Source organism: Deltaproteobacteria bacterium, from assembly GCA_018668695.1.
Taxonomy (GTDB): Bacteria; Myxococcota; XYA12-FULL-58-9; order XYA12-FULL-58-9; family JABJBS01; genus JABJBS01.
On record JABJBS010000291.1, the window covers coordinates 1 to 16,550 of the forward strand.

The 16,550-nt window shown below is 49.8% G+C and carries 15 protein-coding genes; 7 read left to right on the forward strand and 8 right to left on the reverse strand.

The genetic code is table 11. The annotated features are described in order from the left end of the window. Both HOK28_15380 and HOK28_15385 read right to left on the reverse strand, forming a co-directional pair. Nucleotides 1-2,031 (reverse strand): hypothetical protein (locus HOK28_15380; protein MBT6434480.1); only part of this gene is annotated, 2,031 nt, incomplete at its 3' end. 15 nt (nucleotides 2,032-2,046) lie between these two features. After that, nucleotides 2,047-3,150: a PEGA domain-containing protein gene (locus tag HOK28_15385; protein MBT6434481.1), complete on the reverse strand. Its 1,104-nt coding sequence runs from the start codon at nucleotides 3,148-3,150 to the stop codon at nucleotides 2,047-2,049. 205 nt (nucleotides 3,151-3,355) lie between these two features. Between HOK28_15385 and HOK28_15390 the strand changes: the two genes are divergently transcribed. The 4 genes from HOK28_15390 (at nucleotide 3,356) to HOK28_15405 (ending at nucleotide 7,102) form a co-directional block, all read left to right on the forward strand. Further along, the gene (locus tag HOK28_15390) at nucleotides 3,356-3,718 is read left to right on the forward strand and encodes a response regulator (GenBank protein MBT6434482.1); all 363 of its coding nucleotides are present in this window, start codon (nucleotides 3,356-3,358) and stop codon (nucleotides 3,716-3,718) included. Then, on the forward strand, nucleotides 3,712-4,350 hold the full coding sequence (locus HOK28_15395) for a hypothetical protein (protein ID MBT6434483.1): 639 nt from the start codon (nucleotides 3,712-3,714) through the stop codon (nucleotides 4,348-4,350). The genes HOK28_15390 and HOK28_15395 overlap by 7 nt, the downstream gene beginning before the upstream one ends. 88 nt (nucleotides 4,351-4,438) lie before the next feature. Then, nucleotides 4,439-5,203 (forward strand): type 1 glutamine amidotransferase, encoded by a 765-nt coding sequence (locus tag HOK28_15400; GenBank protein MBT6434484.1) that lies wholly within the window; start codon nucleotides 4,439-4,441, stop codon nucleotides 5,201-5,203. 9 nt (nucleotides 5,204-5,212) lie between these two features. Next, on the forward strand, nucleotides 5,213-7,102 hold the full coding sequence (locus HOK28_15405; GenBank protein ID MBT6434485.1) for a hypothetical protein: 1,890 nt from the start codon (nucleotides 5,213-5,215) through the stop codon (nucleotides 7,100-7,102). Here the strand turns inward: HOK28_15405 and HOK28_15410 are convergent. Next, complete coding sequence (locus tag HOK28_15410; GenBank protein MBT6434486.1) at nucleotides 7,088-7,528, reverse strand: VOC family protein; 441 nt, start codon at nucleotides 7,526-7,528, stop codon at nucleotides 7,088-7,090. The genes HOK28_15405 and HOK28_15410 overlap by 15 nt on opposite strands. Nucleotides 7,529-7,679: 151 nt before the next feature. Between HOK28_15410 and HOK28_15415 the strand changes: the two genes are divergently transcribed. Then, complete coding sequence (locus HOK28_15415; protein ID MBT6434487.1) at nucleotides 7,680-9,860, forward strand: hypothetical protein; 2,181 nt, start codon at nucleotides 7,680-7,682, stop codon at nucleotides 9,858-9,860. A gap of 1 nt (nucleotide 9,861) precedes the next feature. Here HOK28_15415 and HOK28_15420 read toward each other — a convergent pair whose 3' ends face one another. Then, complete coding sequence (locus HOK28_15420) at nucleotides 9,862-10,668, reverse strand: DUF481 domain-containing protein (GenBank protein ID MBT6434488.1); 807 nt, start codon at nucleotides 10,666-10,668, stop codon at nucleotides 9,862-9,864. Between the two features lie 206 nt (nucleotides 10,669-10,874). Between HOK28_15420 and HOK28_15425 the strand changes: the two genes are divergently transcribed. Continuing rightward, nucleotides 10,875-11,723, forward strand: coding sequence for a hypothetical protein (locus HOK28_15425; protein ID MBT6434489.1), 849 nt, complete (start codon nucleotides 10,875-10,877; stop codon nucleotides 11,721-11,723). Here HOK28_15425 and HOK28_15430 read toward each other — a convergent pair. Both HOK28_15430 and HOK28_15435 read right to left on the reverse strand, forming a co-directional pair. Continuing rightward, nucleotides 11,693-12,700, reverse strand: coding sequence for a hydrolase (locus HOK28_15430; GenBank protein MBT6434490.1), 1,008 nt, complete (start codon nucleotides 12,698-12,700; stop codon nucleotides 11,693-11,695). The genes HOK28_15425 and HOK28_15430 overlap by 31 nt on opposite strands. Nucleotide 12,701: 1 nt before the next feature. Further along, nucleotides 12,702-13,901 (reverse strand): MFS transporter, encoded by a 1,200-nt coding sequence (locus tag HOK28_15435; protein ID MBT6434491.1) that lies wholly within the window; start codon nucleotides 13,899-13,901, stop codon nucleotides 12,702-12,704. Nucleotides 13,902-14,110: 209 nt separating this feature from the next. On the opposite strand from HOK28_15435, the gene HOK28_15440 reads away from it, so the two are divergent. After that, nucleotides 14,111-15,682 (forward strand): VWA domain-containing protein, encoded by a 1,572-nt coding sequence (locus HOK28_15440; protein ID MBT6434492.1) that lies wholly within the window; start codon nucleotides 14,111-14,113, stop codon nucleotides 15,680-15,682. Between the two features lie 39 nt (nucleotides 15,683-15,721). On the opposite strand, the gene HOK28_15445 is transcribed toward HOK28_15440, so the two are convergent. After that, a complete protein-coding gene (locus HOK28_15445; protein MBT6434493.1) occupies nucleotides 15,722-16,240 on the reverse strand; it encodes a gamma-glutamylcyclotransferase in 519 nt (172 codons plus the stop codon). Between the two features lie 4 nt (nucleotides 16,241-16,244). Next, a partial coding sequence (locus HOK28_15450) for a carboxylate-amine ligase (GenBank protein ID MBT6434494.1) occupies nucleotides 16,245-16,550 on the reverse strand: 306 nt, incomplete at its 5' end.

Here is a 16,550-nt window from a genome sequence, read left to right on the forward strand (position 1 = left end):
AATAACATAATTGGCGTTGGTGCCCAGTTCTCCCGGCACATAATCGCCAAAGATAACGGAGGGCATACGCCCGTTGATTTCATAAAAACTTTCGCCATAAATCGTAACCGTGCTGCCACCCGTCGTTGGGCCCCGCACAGGAGACACGTTTTCTACGTCTGGAGGAGGAGGCAAGTAAGTAAGAGCCTGAGGCCTCGTTGCCACTGCGCCATTAGGGTTTCTCAAAACGAGATTTGCTTTCGGCGCCAACTGCGGGCTCATCGCTGCAGGTGGGGACACACACACAACGCGGTCAACAATGATAGTCTGGACAAGGGGTACCCCTTCAGGATCGAGAGAAGGGGCTCCGTTTTCATCAAAGACTGGGCGGTCTACGGATGCCCCTTTTTCAGGATTAGAACATACCGCAAGCTGCGTTTCATCCGAACCCGTTATCTGATCCGTCCAGGTTACTTGAACCGTCAAGCCTACCTCAAAATTCACACCGAGTATCGTTACGTTTGAGCCGCCATTGGCCTCAGTACAAGCCGACTCGCCGTAACCATCGTCTGGACAGTCAGTGGACGATTCTACAAAATCGATTTCTGGTAAGCTGTACATGGCTGCCTGAACCGATGGTTCTTGAGTTGTATCCTGGGTTGCTGCTCCAGGATTCTCCGGCGCAACAACCTCCTCTTGCCCCTGGGGTAACTCAGGCCGGTCTAAAGCAATGACCAGGTAGGTTGAATCATCTCGCTCTTGGGTACCATCAAAGGCAACCGCTTCGGCCGAAACCCCCGAATTCGCAGAACAGTCCACAGGTGCTATTGTCAGGCCTGTCGCGCAATCTAAGGATTCATCAGACTCAAAAGTCACCGGGTCAAGAGCTGTCATAACTCCGTCATCGTCAAAAGTTGGATTGGCTTTAAACAGAAACAAATCGACATCATTGTTCAAGCCATCAAGGGTAAGTGAAAAACGATAGCCGGGAGGAACAACAACGAGGTACGCCTCATCAACGTCTTGTCCACCGATGAGACCATCGGTCACGCCGTCCGCTTTTTTATGCTCGTCAACCGCACCTGCATCATCAGGTTCGCGGGAAAAAAGCTTACTTGCACGGTAACTCGAGATGGGCCCGTCGTAAGTGTCAATGACCAACCCCTCGGGATCGGGAATCGCGTATGAAGAAGGCGGCTGCGGGACCGCACCCTCCGGGTTACCAATCAGGCGCATCATTAACCCGTGTTGAACCTCAGAGTCGAAGGTAGTTGAATTTACCGAAAGAGCTCCTGCGACAAAGAGCGCGTTGGAGGGAGCAAAAGTGATAGCCATCACCTGCTCTTCGCCCGGTGCGAGATTAAAACCGTAAGTATCGGTTGGTGCTTCACTGCCTATTTCAAAAATTTGTTCTAGTGGGGCAATCGTGATTCCAGAAGCCAGGCGGACCGCAAGATCCAAACGCACCTCTTCATCGCCATTATTTTCCAAGACAAAAAACGAACGGGTAAAGCCGCCTACTTCCACGCCGGATTCAAAACTAATGGTTTGAGGAGATACGTCAATAGGGTTGACCATTGGAGCCGGGTCATAGCCGGCAATCAAATCATCTAAATTGCTTTTATCGTTTCGGTTTGAGTCAAAAAGAGCACCCGTGGTTTCAAACTCGGGGATTGTAACGCGATTGCTTTCGCCTCGAACAATGGATGCCGTATGCTCAACCCTGCCCAATAAAACCTCTTGAGTGGTCGCATCCTTGGCGCCGTAAAACGAGAGGACAATCTGTACATCGGCATAATCTGCCTCCGGTAGCGTAAACTTACCGCGAGCAAAACCCGAGGTAAGATCGAGCATCAGTGGAGACTTACTCAACGAGCCAGGTATTTCAGCCTCGACTCGTAAAGTAGCTTTCGTTTCATCTGGTAAATCCACCAGCTCTGCTGCTCGCGGCAAAACCACGTAAGCGTCGCTATCGACGGTAGATTCACAACCGGTGGTCAATGCTAGGATGCATCCAGCAATCGCCAAGGCAGAAAATAAGTTCAATCTCATTTTTTATCCTCTTAACTAATCTAATTCGATCAACGTTTCCGAGCTCTGCAACATCGCTGCAGCTGCAATACTTCCACCAATAAGTGCGGCTGCACCTGTCCAGACCCACCACTTTTGATACCAAGGCTTAAGTGAATCTTCGTCGACAAGCTCGGCCTGAAGCAGCGTGGTTTCATTTCGATGAACCACGACATCTCTCGTGAAGTGTATGAAGCCATCTTTTTTGATGTTGACCCGATGACGCCCGATGGCAAGATTGGGGTAAAGATCGATTGGCGTACTCCCCGCTTCGACCTCACCGATATGCACACTGGCGCCCGGCTCATTGCTCAAGATCTGCAAGCCACCTTTGTAGTCTGCTGCAGCCGTGCCCTCGATTAAACGTACCACCATCGGCCTACAAACTTCGACCAACCCCGCCGGCGTGCCTTGCCATGTCACTGCTTGGCGGCGCAAAACATTGCCGACGCGAACATCGATAAGTTCAATTGTGAATACCCACTCTTCACCCACCTGTCCTACAGAGCTTGTGATGATGAAATCGGCCGCAGCTAATTTACCCAGATCGGAAAGACAAGCGGCCTCGACGCAACCTAGTTGTTGGGCTTCGACTTTTTGGATCAACATATTTTGTAATTCGTTTCGAGAAATCACCCGGTAACGATTACGACTTACTGTGGCAAGCTCTGCCGCTATTACGGCCGAAAGACTTTCCGCGAGCATCGGGTCAAGAGCCTCGCCAGTGACCGTTACGTTCATCAAGCCTACCAAGACGTCACCGCCGACTTTGTGCCAGATATCGAGTGCCGCATCGTAAACCTCCAGGTGCTTAACCGCCGGGTCAGACGCGTTCTGGTTCAGAGATTCCTGGGAAAGATCTTTTCCGGGACCATCGACGGGTTTAACCTTAAACTTAAGCTCTAAGGGCTCAGGTGAGGCTCCTTCTTTTTTCGCGTCGGACTCACCGGACTCCGTATCTGCCACGATGGTCGTCTCGTCAGTCGCGGCATCGGAACTATCGGCATCTGAATCTTGGGCCAAGAGTGGTGCTGCGATCAAAAAAACAAATGAGAAAGCGTTTAATATTAAGAGCTTAACGACCAGTCTGTCCAAGCACATCGATCCCCCTAGGTATTGTCTTCGTAAGCTACCTGCAGTTCTAAAATGATGACGAAGACTACGTGAATGCTAGCACAGCGACCTAACCATAGCATGTCAATCCGAGGGCTAAATTCAACAAAATGGGCCAGCCGCTTCCCCCAAACTCAATGTTCCAGGTAGACTAAAGTTGAAGCGTACCGAGATAGGTAGGTAGAGGTAGTATATGGCGACAATATTGATAACAGATGACAGTACTTTCGCGAGACTTCACTTGCGCAAAGTGATTCACAAGTTGCGACCCGAGTGGTCGATAATGGAATCCGCGAGCCCAACGGAAGCAATGGCGAAGATGAAGCAAGAACACGTCGATGTGGTCTTGATTGATTACCATATGCAAGACGTAAATGGTCTCGCCCTTGCAGCACAGCTACGTAAAGACCGCCCGGACAACCTATCGGTTGCTCTGGTAACAGCAAACAAGCAAGATAAAATTAAGTCTAAGTCAGAAGATTTAGGTATTTATTTCATCGGCAAACCCGTCACGGAGGAGTCCCTGTCGGCCTTTCTGGAAACGGTGTCGTGTTAGAACGTGCTCGCTTAGATGAACCCCACGAAAAAATCCTGGAAGAGATCTTTCTTCTAGGAACCTATACGGGTCTGCACTGGCTTAAATCACTGGCTGGTGATGGTGTCTCAGGATCAGTGAGCCCACCCACGCTTTATCCTTCTGGAGTCATTCCTCTTCTCGTCACCGAGGCTGAGGACGAAAAGCTTACTTTGCTTGAACAAATTTTCGATGGCGAAGTTTGTGGACGGTTCGGTGCTGTACTCTCGGAGGGGTCAGGAACTGCACTTGCTGCACACCTCCTGGAAAAACAGGAAATGCCTCCCGAATTACTTCCGGAAATTAGAGACGATATTCTCTGCGAGGCCGGTAACGTTACTCTCAATGGTTTCGTCGCAACGCTCGCAGATGCCTTACACGTTGATCTTGATAGCAAGACGCCGACGATGAAAGATTTACCTCGACACGAATGGATGTCTGACCAAGACGGTGAGGTAGAAATATTTTCGGCTACCGCCAACGTATCCTCAGACGATGGTAGCTTGAGCTTGAACATGGTTTTCATCTTAGAAGTTATTCCCACGAAGAACCTCACGACTCTCCTCGACAAAGCTATACCACTGCCTGCCAAAGGCCCGGAACCCGGGGGTTGAACACATCCAGCGCTAAAAATGCTGGATTTGTTAAATCTCTGCAGTTAGGGTTTCTTCATCTATCCAACGAAAAGAGCTTCCATCACCGATGTTGAGTCCAGACGTATCCAAGCCACCGATTAAGGTTTTAATTCTTCAATGCCGAGAGCTCGTCGATCCAATGCTTGATCACGAGATTGAATGCATCGTGAAGAAATTCAAAAACACCCCGACCCAAGTTGATATTCACAATGTCATCGCTTCGCCGCCGACTGAGGACCTTCTCGACATCGATGCGCTGATTATCGGAGGCTCCGGGGCTTACAGTGTTCACCATGAAGAGATTCAACACTGGGTTAAACCGACCTGTGCATTCATTGAGAAGGCACTGAAGAAAAGTCTTCCTGGTTTTGGAATCTGCTTCGGACATCAACTCGTTGGACAAGTGCTCGGATCAAAAGTGGTAACAAGCAGCGAGCATACCGAAATTGGTACAGTTGAGCTCGACCTCACCGCCGAGGGCAAGTCTGATCCCGTTTTCGGTCATCTCCCGAAACGTTTTACCGCCCAGACTGGGCATAGTGACCATGTTCAAACAATCCCACACGGTACCACCTTAATGGCAAAGGGTTCTCTACTCGATACCCAAGCTTTCAAGGTTGAGGATGCTAAGTTTTACAGCACTCAATTCCATCCAGATATGACTGGCGCGCAAGCACGCGAGCGCTACATGGCCTACCACCATAAGCTTCAAGCAGTCACACCAAAAGCCACGCCTGAAGAAGCCAAGCGCTTCGAGCTCAATCGCGATGATGCCTGTGCCCTTTTGGGATTCTTCATCGACGATGTTGCCGAAGGGTCCACCCCATCGTAGTCTACGCCTATGGCGTCAGGTCTCTCAAAAATTGTTTTAGGCGGATTGCTGGTCGCCGGATTGCTTGGCATCCACGACAACTTTATCCAAAGCTATATCGCTCCTAATTCGCTAACGTTCTGGAGCTTCACCCGTTTCGCTCCACTCACCTTGGCGCTGGTTTACTTCTTTGTTCTTAAGCATCACTCAAGCCCGCTTATGCGAGCACTCGTTTTGCTACCCGCTATATTTACAGCAATCTTTGTCGAACAAGTAAGTCTACCCTTGGAGGTAGATTGGTTGCTTGGACTTCCTCTGGCCTACCAAGAGTTTGACCTCCTTCTCTGGATATCCCTTGCCACCGTCCTCTGCGCGCATCAACTGCGTCAGTCCGATACCACCAACCAACCACTGGACTACACGCGTCGACTCCTATTGCTGCTCTGTGTTCTCTGTTTGTTTGGGATCTGGCTGCTACCCGCCATGGGTGACACCTTGTTGGCTCGCAGTGAGCGCTGGTTAAAAGCATGGCAAACGAGTACCTTAGCTTTCGACTTCCCCCATCAAACACCCGTCATTTTTTGGCTTGAGACTGCCGGTTTATCGCTGCCCATTATTCTATTGGCGTTACAAACAGCACTGGTGCGTAACTCTCAGTCTCGCCATCGCTGGGCCTGCTTGATCGCGGTATTTCTCATTCTTGTCGCAACCACCATCCGAGCTGAGTCTTACCCAGATACACAGTCGCTCCTGGCTCTTAGTTTTCGAAGTTCACTTTTATTTCTTAGTACTGCCATACTCGCCGCTCATATCGCGGCAACCGCCTGGCTATCTTGGCACCTACCTGTGCCGGAGCGATTAAGCCAAGAGCCACCTTCGATTCGAGCCGAACTTTTGGCAGCCCGAATGGCTTATCAAGAACCCAGCAATTCACGCCCCGCCTATCGAAAAAGTGTTAAACGACTCGTGGACAACTGCCACCGCGCACTCGAGCGCGAAGCCAAGAGTAGGGATTTCCCAAGCTCTGCTTGGATCAATCATCGACTGCAAGCTGGTTCGAAGCTGGACGATCCCTGCCCGCAAAGCGATAAGCTAAAAGTGGGGCACGCACCTGGTCTTTACCACAATCTTGCCCGGGGTCGGCGGCTTGAGATCATCGTCTTATCTTGGCTTTTGGTCATTGCGACCGGTTGGTCAGAATGGCGAGTGGATACGCGCTTTCTTACAAAACCACCGGCGATGAGCACTCCATTTGAGGCGTCTAAACTTTGGAAACAAGGTTTAAAGGCGGGCTTACTCAACCAGCCCGATGCTTCGAACTCAGCCCAGGCCCTTGCCAAGCACATGGCCCCCAACCTTCAGCAAGATATCGTGTGGAAACTGCAAAAAATGCAGGAAGTACATGGTGTTCAAAATGTGGGGGCAATCTTCCAAACTTTGACCCTGTGTGAGCATCACGATGACGAGCCTCCTGCCCAAGAGGGTTGCCAATCTCATCATTTACTCGAGCCTCTTGTCCTTACGAGCCTCGACACCTTGGAACAGGCCCGACTCCAGCACTTGGCTCAACTGCCGAAAACATGGCGTGCCCCGCAAATGATCCGCGATCTTACGAGGCGACACCCTGACTTAGATGCACTGGAACTCAGCCGAGAGCTCTCAAGTCAGCTCGCAGCATTGCAGGAAAGGTTCATGTCGCGAACCGGTCTGTTTGCACTGATTTTAGCTGCGGATCAGGAACCCGGCTCCATTGGGGGTGAAGCTGCGACCATTATTTTAAATCTACTGGCTCCCGCGCCCGTTCTTCATGAGCGACTGCAGGAAGATACCCGGCGCCTCTCAGCTCGTGCTGCGGCTCTCTACACCGTTATTTTCGGGCGTCCCGTTCCTGCCCCGGCCCATACCTTAAGTGGCAAATAGCCGCTCGGGCTCCTTAAATGACTTGAATTCCAGAGCATTTCCGCTTGGATCGAGCAAAAAGAATGTGCCCTGTTCACCAGGTTCACCCTCAAACCGGATTTTGGGAGCAATCAGGAAGTCTGTGTTCTCTTGCACCAAACGAGAGCTCAGCTTTTGCCAATCACTCCAAGTAAGGACCACACCGAAATGCCGCGCCGGCACCCTATCTCCATCCACTCCATTCGTGGGCACCACAAAATTCTCGTCCTCATCCACCAAATGGACCGATACTTGGTGACCAAAAAAGTTAAAATCTATCCATCTTGGCGCACTGCGGCCCTGCTTAGAGCCTAAAAAATCGACATAAAATGCCCTTGTAGCCTCCAGATCGAGGACTGGAATCGCCAAATGAAAGGGTTGTAGCTTATCAAAAGCATCCAAGCTCATATCGTTCTCCTTCTTCGGCTCACCATCTACCAAAGAAAATGACCAAGCGTGAGGGTAAACTCCCGATCAAATCATTTCCCTCAAAGCCTCTTTCGCGATAATTTCCAAAGGGTTGAGAAGCTCGACGAAGGATAAAGGGAGTCAACTGGCGGTGACAAACTCAGCAAGCCACGGGGCGCTGTATACAATTTTCTTTCTTTCGTATTTGATACGAACGTTTATTACTTGTATCGCTCTCGAAAAAATCATTCGCGCATTCTCAGTGGACCAACTTGCAGTCCACTACGCAGCCGCTTGTGCAGTCACCTTGCTCGGTTCTTGTGCTCTCGTTGTCACTCCCAAAATCGGACCAAGGTACGCATTCGGACTGGTTCACTCCGTGATGCTTGCCGCAGCTGTCTGCGTACTAGCCATTCAGGATGCAGCACTTCAAAGCCAAATTATTTTCTACAGTGCTTTGGGTTTTGGATTACTCGTTTATGTAACGAATTGGCACCTGGCCTCGTTTGCCGTGAGCCCTTTTCAAGCACCACGCGTGTTCAAGAAGCTCAGTAAACTCAATTTGGCAGGCATGGTGGCCGGCGCCATTTTCGCGATGAACTATTCTCAAAACTCTATGGAGCACATCGCATTCCCGCTCTGGGCGAGTATTGAAGCGGCTCTGATCCTTATTTCCTATTTCGGGACTAAAAGCCCATCCACTGGCCTTGAACCTCACCAACTCAATATTCTAACCCCCATTCGTGAAACCTTCCGAGTCACCTTCAAGCGTTATTTCTTTCTACGTAAGCTCATCGCTTGGCTCTTTTTCTGGGGATTCGTTTACACCATTATGCATGTTAACGTGGCTGAACAGTTCGCTGAGCGCACCACATCCCTCGCATCGCTTTACGGGGCTCTGATACTCGTAACCACCGCGCTCAGCTCTTTTTGGACCGTGTTTCTATACCCGACGTTCGTTCGCTGGTACCGGCTCGGCGGCATGCTTACCGTATGCTCCGTAATCGCCAGTGCACTGGCGATAGCCTACAGTGGGTTTCCCATCTTCAGCGTCGCAGTGGTTCTTTATGTGTGCTTTGAAATGCTTAACAATAGCATGAAAGCGCCAGCTCTTGATGAGCAACTAAACCTCTACCCTGGCCGCTACCGTTACCACTTCAGACTTCTGATTGAAGTCGCCGTTCCCGCCACGGGGGGTATGCTGGTCGCGCTTACTTATCTCATCCCGTTTTGGGCAAGTATCGCTGCTCTCATTGGCATTACCTTAATATCGATTTGGCTGGCACTTCGTTCGGGAAGCTCATTCAACGAAGAAGTCATGAGCCTCTTGGTCAGCCCCGATGAACAAGAGCGGCGCAATGCCATCGACCTTTATGACCACCTCGAGCACCAAGATCAATACGAACAGTTTTTAAGAGAGCTCATCGAAGGAAAAGACTTATCAACGAATATTAATATTCTGCGAACCTTCGCTTCATTAAAGACTCATAAACCGCTGCCTGAAATTCTCGATATGATTGAGCCAGAGATGGACAACTCGATGAGGATTGCAGTTCTTCGGTATATTGATGAGCTTAATTTCGAGAAGTTTGACCCCTTCCTGCATTACCGCACGCTGGAGGTCCTCAAAGATATTTGTCTCCACTGTAATTCAAATGTTTCACGTGCGATGGCGATTAAGACCTTTGTACAGAGAGCGTCACCGGAGATTTCAGTAAGTTTTGTCATCGATGAACTCAACTCAGAAGATGACCGGGTCGTCGCCAACGCGATTGACGGACTTAGCCACTTGACCTACCCGGGCGTCGTGCACTTGCTCGAACCTTACCTTAAACATGAAACGCCACGCATCAAGGCCAACACTATCGTCGCGTTGTGGAAGTATCCGAAGTCACGTTTTCGTGTTCGAGCGGCCATTACGAGCATGCTCTACTCAGAAAACATCAAGCACACTGTCAGTGCTATTTATGCAGCAGGCAAAGTAAACGACTCAAACTATGTTGAGTTCATCAAGTCTCAACTCCCAAGTGAAGACCCCGGGCTTCAGCGAATTATCCTGATCGCCCTACTGAATCTTGGAGAGACGCAATACATCCCGCAGGTTGTAGACTTAATGCTCGGTGACAACGAACCTCAAGGCATTAATACCTGTTACTTGTCGTTAGGTTTGAGTGAGAACATCCTTAACGAGGGAATCATTGCAACGATTTATCACCGAGGTCAAAACGCTCGGGACACTGCGATAAGCCGTTTCTCTCGGTCGGGTGCATTTTGTAGAGAGCAAATTCACCTGCTCAGTGGCAAAACCATCTCAAGCCAGAAACTTACGTAAGTTATTCAAACCGCACAACGATACTTGCCCGAATACGGGTATCAAGTTGATGAACAACTCGCGGTGCCGGGTAACTGTCATACTCAAGGGTGTAAGAAGAACGCATCGCCAGCCACTTGTTAGCTCTAAATTCGATGTAGTTATCGTTGAGTAAACGCCAATCGTACAAATTGGCAAACAAAGGCTGAATAAAGTTGGTCGTACCGACAAAGATATTTTCCATGACTTCCCAGTCTACCGTTAGGTAACTCGACCACCGGTGAACCCACTGTGAGCAAGCCTCTCCGTCTTCACAGTCCCAGAACTCTTCTTCTTCTTTTTCGTATTCTAGCATCCATGTTGTACCCATCGTTATCTCGACGGATTCAAAGCTATGAATAAAGCGTACGCCGATGCCGTGTAGAAATCTCAATTTGATTCGTTTTACTTGGTCAAACTGGTGCTGGACAAAGCTCTCCACGAAGAGATCATCCAAAAATTCATAACGGTATCTGAAGTGTTCAAAACTCTCACTGATTTGCGGCTCAAGAGAATTCAGCGCACCAGCTTGATGCTCCAAACTCCCTTTGAGAATGAAGGTATGTCGATAAAGTCGGTAGGTTAGATTCAAACCCACATCAAGGTTGAGCCAGTTCTTGTTGCCAGATCGCAGTGAAAGAGAGCCATTTACTTCTCCGGTCAGGCCTGTCTCCGACTTTTGATCCCCTTTATCCATTACATTGACAATTGCCCACGCTGGATCGGCGGCTAAGAGCACCGTGAACGCGATGCAGAGACCTGATATCTTGTTGAATTCCTGAAGAAACAAAACAACCTCCCCGATACCGAATACTACCACCTTCTCAGGCTACAGCAATCATCCTAGACCGTTCCCTACCTCCACATACATCGAGCCTCATGAATGCTCATGTAGGGAGACAAATAAAATGAAGAGTTGAAGCAGGACGCGAAGACCGTTACCCTTAAGGGTAGGAAGATACATTCGGCTATGACTACGTGCCTGGGAGTTTAGTAATGAGCCTGGAATTCTTCAGCCAGTTTCTCCTCGTTGAAGAAATTGTCGATGCAAAGTCCCTCACAAAAGCTTGTGAAAGTCTTGATGTATCGGATCAGAGGATTGGTACGCTTGCCGTGGCCGCCGGTTACATGACCGAGCAGCAAGCAAGTGACTTGAATAAAGAGCAGCTTCAACGGGATCTTCCGTTTGGCTCCCTTGCCATCGAGCAAGGTTTACTCAGTGAAAACCAACTCCAAAACTTACTTTCGCGACAAAGCCAACAGCATATGCAGTTGGGGCAAATCCTGATCAAGGAAGGTGTCTTGGACGACGCGCAAGTGCGTGATGCTCTGGCACGCTTTGCGGAAGTGCAATCGCCAAAAAGTGAACAACTGTTTCAGTCCATTGGACCCTTGTCTGAAAGTGCAGCTGCCCGATACCTGGTAGATTCATTTCCCAAGATGACGATGAGACTTTCGCAAATTCACATCAAGGTCGCTGAGGGACAAGACTCTACTCAAGCTCCGCCAAACGACTACACGGCATCCATTCAGTTGGATGGACCCGGCGGCGTCTGTGTCAGCCTTAGTTCGGACAAACAATTCGCCCGCAGGATCATGGACGGAATGACCAGAATCATGGCTGGAGATTCCAACTTGGCCTACGGCGACAACAAAGACGATTTCGAAGATTTACTCGGGGGCTTTTTGGACATCATTGCCGGACAAGCTGTTGGTGCTTTAGAAAAATCATCGGTATCGTTGCAGATGGGAACGCCGACCTTCGGTACGCCTCCTCAGGGAAGCTATGCCTTCGAGCTCCAAACGACCAATGGTCAAGCTACTCTTTTCTTGGCCGCGGCTTGATTACCTTTCAAGGTATCAAAATACTCAGTAATCCTTCCCTCTAACCAGTAAACTGGCTTCCAAGGGACCGTTCCACTTACAAACCCGACATGACCGCCCGTAGAACTAAGTTCCAGCGTCACACTCTCTCCAAGCTCATGCTCTTTTGGTACCACTTCTGGGAACATGAATGGGTCATCTGTAGAATGCAGAATCAAGGTCGGCTTTGCGATACTTTTTAAGAACTGACGGCTGCTACAGGTTTCGTAATAATGCTCTGCTCCCCGAAAACCATGCAGAGGTGCTGTAACCCGATCATCAAAGGTTGGTAAATCCTTAACCAAAGCAACTTCGTCCTCTGTCAAACCAAGCACAGCTCCCATTTGAACCTTTCTCATTTTGATAATGAGATTTTTCTTGAGAGCGCGAAGAAGGTGCCATTGGTAAATACGCGAAGTACCCTCCTTCAGCCTCTTAGCACAGAGAGCTAATTGCATTGGCACCGAGACGGCTATGGCTGCATCGAGTAAACAATCCTTGCCAGATTCACCGAGATATTTCAGCAGTGCATTCCCGCCCAGTGAGTAACCGAGACCATAAATGGGTGTTTCATAACCGACCCGTTCTCTTAGTGCCGCCAGAACAAGCTTCATGTCGGCAGTCTCACCTGCATGGTAGGAGCGTGTTACTCGGTTCATCTCACCGCTGCAGCCACGAAAGTGCATTAACACTGCTCGATAACCCTGCTTGTTCAGAGCATGAAGCATGCCCGAGGCATAGGGTGAATGCATCGAACCGCCAAGACCATGAAATACGGCAATAATAGGACCAACTCCCTGTCCCACCCAAACCAAATCGAGGAAGTCGCCATCGGCCAACTCCAAACGCTCCGGTCTATAGGACGGAGTCGCTGGTCTACGGCACAAGCTTGCAAAACAAGTTTGAACGTGTGGATTCTTGGCCCACCATGCAGGTAAAAAACTACTCTTTGTAATCATCTCAAGTCTCAAAGTGGAGAGATTTTCTCTCCCTGGAAGCGCTTCGAGAATAACCATGCTCTAAGATGGCCCAAGCTACAAGACCCAGTAAGGCCACCAAAGCAGCCAACGCAAACATGGCTTGGTCACTGTAAGCATCTGCATAACTTCCAAAGCCCGGTCCTGTCACTACAGCAGACATCTCCCAAAGCGCCGTAAACATAGCCATGGAGGAACCTCGAAAGTGCTCGGGAATTCGGCTCACCACTTGGCTCACCAATACCGGGAAACAATAACCATGCCCTACCCCGGCTAAAGCTCCCGCAGTTAACATTTCTGCCTGCGTTGTTGCTCCAGACATCAATACACACGCCATCCCATAAGCAGCCAAGGCGGGAGCTACAATATTATGCGGCCCCAACTGATCGGGTAACCGTGCACCAATCACACGAACCCCCACCGCTCCCGTTCCATAGGTAGCCCAGAGCCAAGCCGGGTTTTCAATGCCACGTGCCTCGGCAGCAACCGTCGCGAACGCGATAAAAATCGTCACCATCGAAGCGAATGCAACCGTTGCGCACCACAGAGACCACAAAGGCCTGGCCATCAAAGCGCTTAGTACATCTCTCACCGCGACTTTATCTTTCGGCTTCGCAGCACCCGATGACTTGCTTTCGCCACTTCCCACTAAAAAGATAATGGAACTCAAAACCACCACACCGAGCATCGGAAAATAATATCGAAGCTCCGCATCGGCAAAACCGGCCCGGCCGATAATGGGATTGACGGCCAGAGGTATGAGGCCAAAGATTCCAAAAAGTGCCAAACCTTCAGTGCGGCGTTTCTCAGGAATCAGATCAGAGGCCAACGCGAAATACCCCGAGAAGAGTGCTCCCGCTCCCATCCCAAACACAAATCGGGCGACGTAGGCCGTGGGACCGATCTCACCAATGGTGCCGATCAGGAAAAGCGCCATCACCACAACCGTGGTCCCAACCATTAAAGTCTTACGTTTTCCCCAGAAATCGAGGGCCCACCCCACCAAAGGACGGAACAAAAGCCCACCGATTGCGGAGCAAGCCATAATTTGACCGATCTGCGCACGGCCAGCCCCAAGATGGGCAAGGTACACCGGTAACAATGGCATCGAGGAATAACCAAGGCCTTGGAGCATGTGAGCAACCGTTAGATTTACGAATGGTTTGGTCCAAAGTTTTGGCATGTGGGACCATTGGGGCCAATTCATCAAATATACAAGAGCAATGACACGCCTCAATCGTAAACATCTGTTGACAATGGCTTCATCTGGAGACAATCATGCCGTACCAATCTCCCTAAGAAAAATAAAGCTCAATCTTTTCATGCAATTAGGGGGTTCTACTTTTGGCATATAACCTGCTTACTTCTTTGTATACCCTTGGAGGATTAACCATGATGAAAACTTTGATTTCCCTACTGATGTCTTTCTTGCTGCTCGGTGTACTTACCGCATGCTCCCAAAACGAGTCCTATAGCTCAGAGCAAGACGGCGGGGAGGAACCCTCCGCCGGAAACTGGGGTGGAGCCGCCGATGAATCCGCCGCTGATACAGGCGCCAGCCCAAATTCGCCACAAGCTGAAGCAGGTGACATGGACAGTTCTGAATCGGAACCTGTAGATCCTGAAACCGAACCGGACGAAGAGGCTCCCACCTGGATTCAGCTTTCCACCGACGACTCTACCAGCATGGCATCTGCACAGATGTACAAAGCAGGCTTCCAGTGGCGCAGTCTCAAAGCGCACGAGTTCATCAATTATTATGATGCACCCGCTGGCATGTTCGCAGAAGAGAATTGGGCCGTAGACGGGACCGTTGGCGGTGACATCGATTTCGGCCTCAAAGCAGACCTGTTCGAAGTTCCAGCTGGTCCAATGATTGATTGCGACGCCGGTGAAGACTGCGAAGACAGCTCTCCCTACCAAGTCGCTGAAGTCTTCTTTCAAATGAAGTCACCAATGGTCGACCACAATGCGCGACGCAACTGGAACATTTTTCTCTGTGTTGATGTTTCCGGTTCAATGGGCGGCGATAATATCAAATTTGTCCGTGACTCGCTTACAACCATGATGAGTCACTTTAAAGAAGGCGATATCATTACGCTGGTAACTTTTGACAGCAACTACCATGATATATTCCTAAACTGGGAATTCAGTGCCAATGAAAATGCCATTCGTGAAGCCTTTCAGGCGCTCGCACCAGGATCTTCAACCAACATGATTGCTGGACTCAACCGCGTCTACGATTTAGCTCAAGAGAACTTCGATGAAGATAAACTACAGCGTGTCATTCTATTTGGTGACGGAAATGCCAATGTAGGCAACACCGATCTGGATACTTTCAATGGTCTTACCCGTATCAATGGTCAAGAAGGAATCTACCTTTCAGGTGTAGGCGTTGGTACCAATTACGACTGGGACCGAATGGACCAACTTACGGATGCTGGTAAAGGAGCTCACGTATTTTTACCCAACAGCCAAGAAGTAGAGCTTATCTTCGGTGATTATTTTACGAAGCTTGTTGAAGTTGCGGCGGATGGTATCTCCATCGAAATGGAATTGCCTGCAGGCGTGGTGCTTGAAAGCTTCACCGGTGAAGAAGTATCGACCAACCCAGAAGAGAGACTGCAAAACATTATTCTAGCGGCCGGCGATGACATGACATTCATCGCGCGCTTCAAAATCAACCGAGAAGAAGCACTGAATGAACCTGCAAGCTTAAAGCTGACACTGCGTCCGCTTTCTTCAGGCTCTGAAGTGGTTCACGAAGTTAGTGTCGATGCACTCAGCGATTTGGTTCAAGCGCCTGGTGCTCTCTTTGAACGCACCCGTGTGGTACGCGACTTTGCCACTGTAGTAACGGGTTCAGATACCACAGGTACAAACTTAGAGGATATCTCCTCGAGACTTGCTGATTTCGGTCCTCTCGATTGGGGTCTTCAAGAGATTCAAAGCCTCGTTGACTAACCACCTCCCCTTATGGTCGAGAGGCAGGTTCCAGCCCATTTAGGAATTTGCCTCTCGTAACCATCTCGCCAGTTCCTGCACGTGCAAGTCTTCAATTCCTATACGCTCTAGCTCTCGCGCTAAATACGAAACATAATCTCGATTGGCCCCACTTTGCCCATTCGCTTGCAGAATCTGTTCAACCATGACCTCTCGTGAAGAATCACCGAGAAAGTTCTTATTTTTTGGAGGGGCTATCCAAGTCCAGGCCTCGATAACTTGTTGAGACTCGAGTGTCACTTTGAGTCTGCACCTCTCATAGCCCCCGCTTTCACGGTCGTCTAAATAATCGAGCACATTACTGTCTTGGTCCGGCGCAATTTCAAAAATCACGCCTTCACATCGTTCTTCAGCGATTTCGACTAGAGTAACAACTCGACCAGGCATTTCAGGCGTTCCGCGATGATCAGGAGAGCCTTGCCAAAACTTACGGGTATAGCCGTCAACCGAACCTCTGACTTGATTTAGGAATTCAAACCCTGGACGGAAAATAAGGGAACCGTATGCAAAGACCCACACTATCTTAAAGATCAGCCTTGGTGCCTTCAATCAACGCATCTACCACGCCGCACATCGCATCTTGATGTGAAAGGCCACGTGATTTTAGGTCGTCGTAGGTATCCAGTTGTAGGTGAGCGCTTGTGCCTCGGTCTCGGATCACCCGAAGGTGCTCCAATTCCTTCAAACATCCCAACCGGTCCGCATCCTCTCCCACGAGATCAATGATCTCATCGAGTAACGTATCCCATTGAATGATTTCACGGCGACCAAAATCGACCAATCCCTCGTCGAGCCCATAGCGCTGAGCGCGCCAGCGATTCTCTTTAAT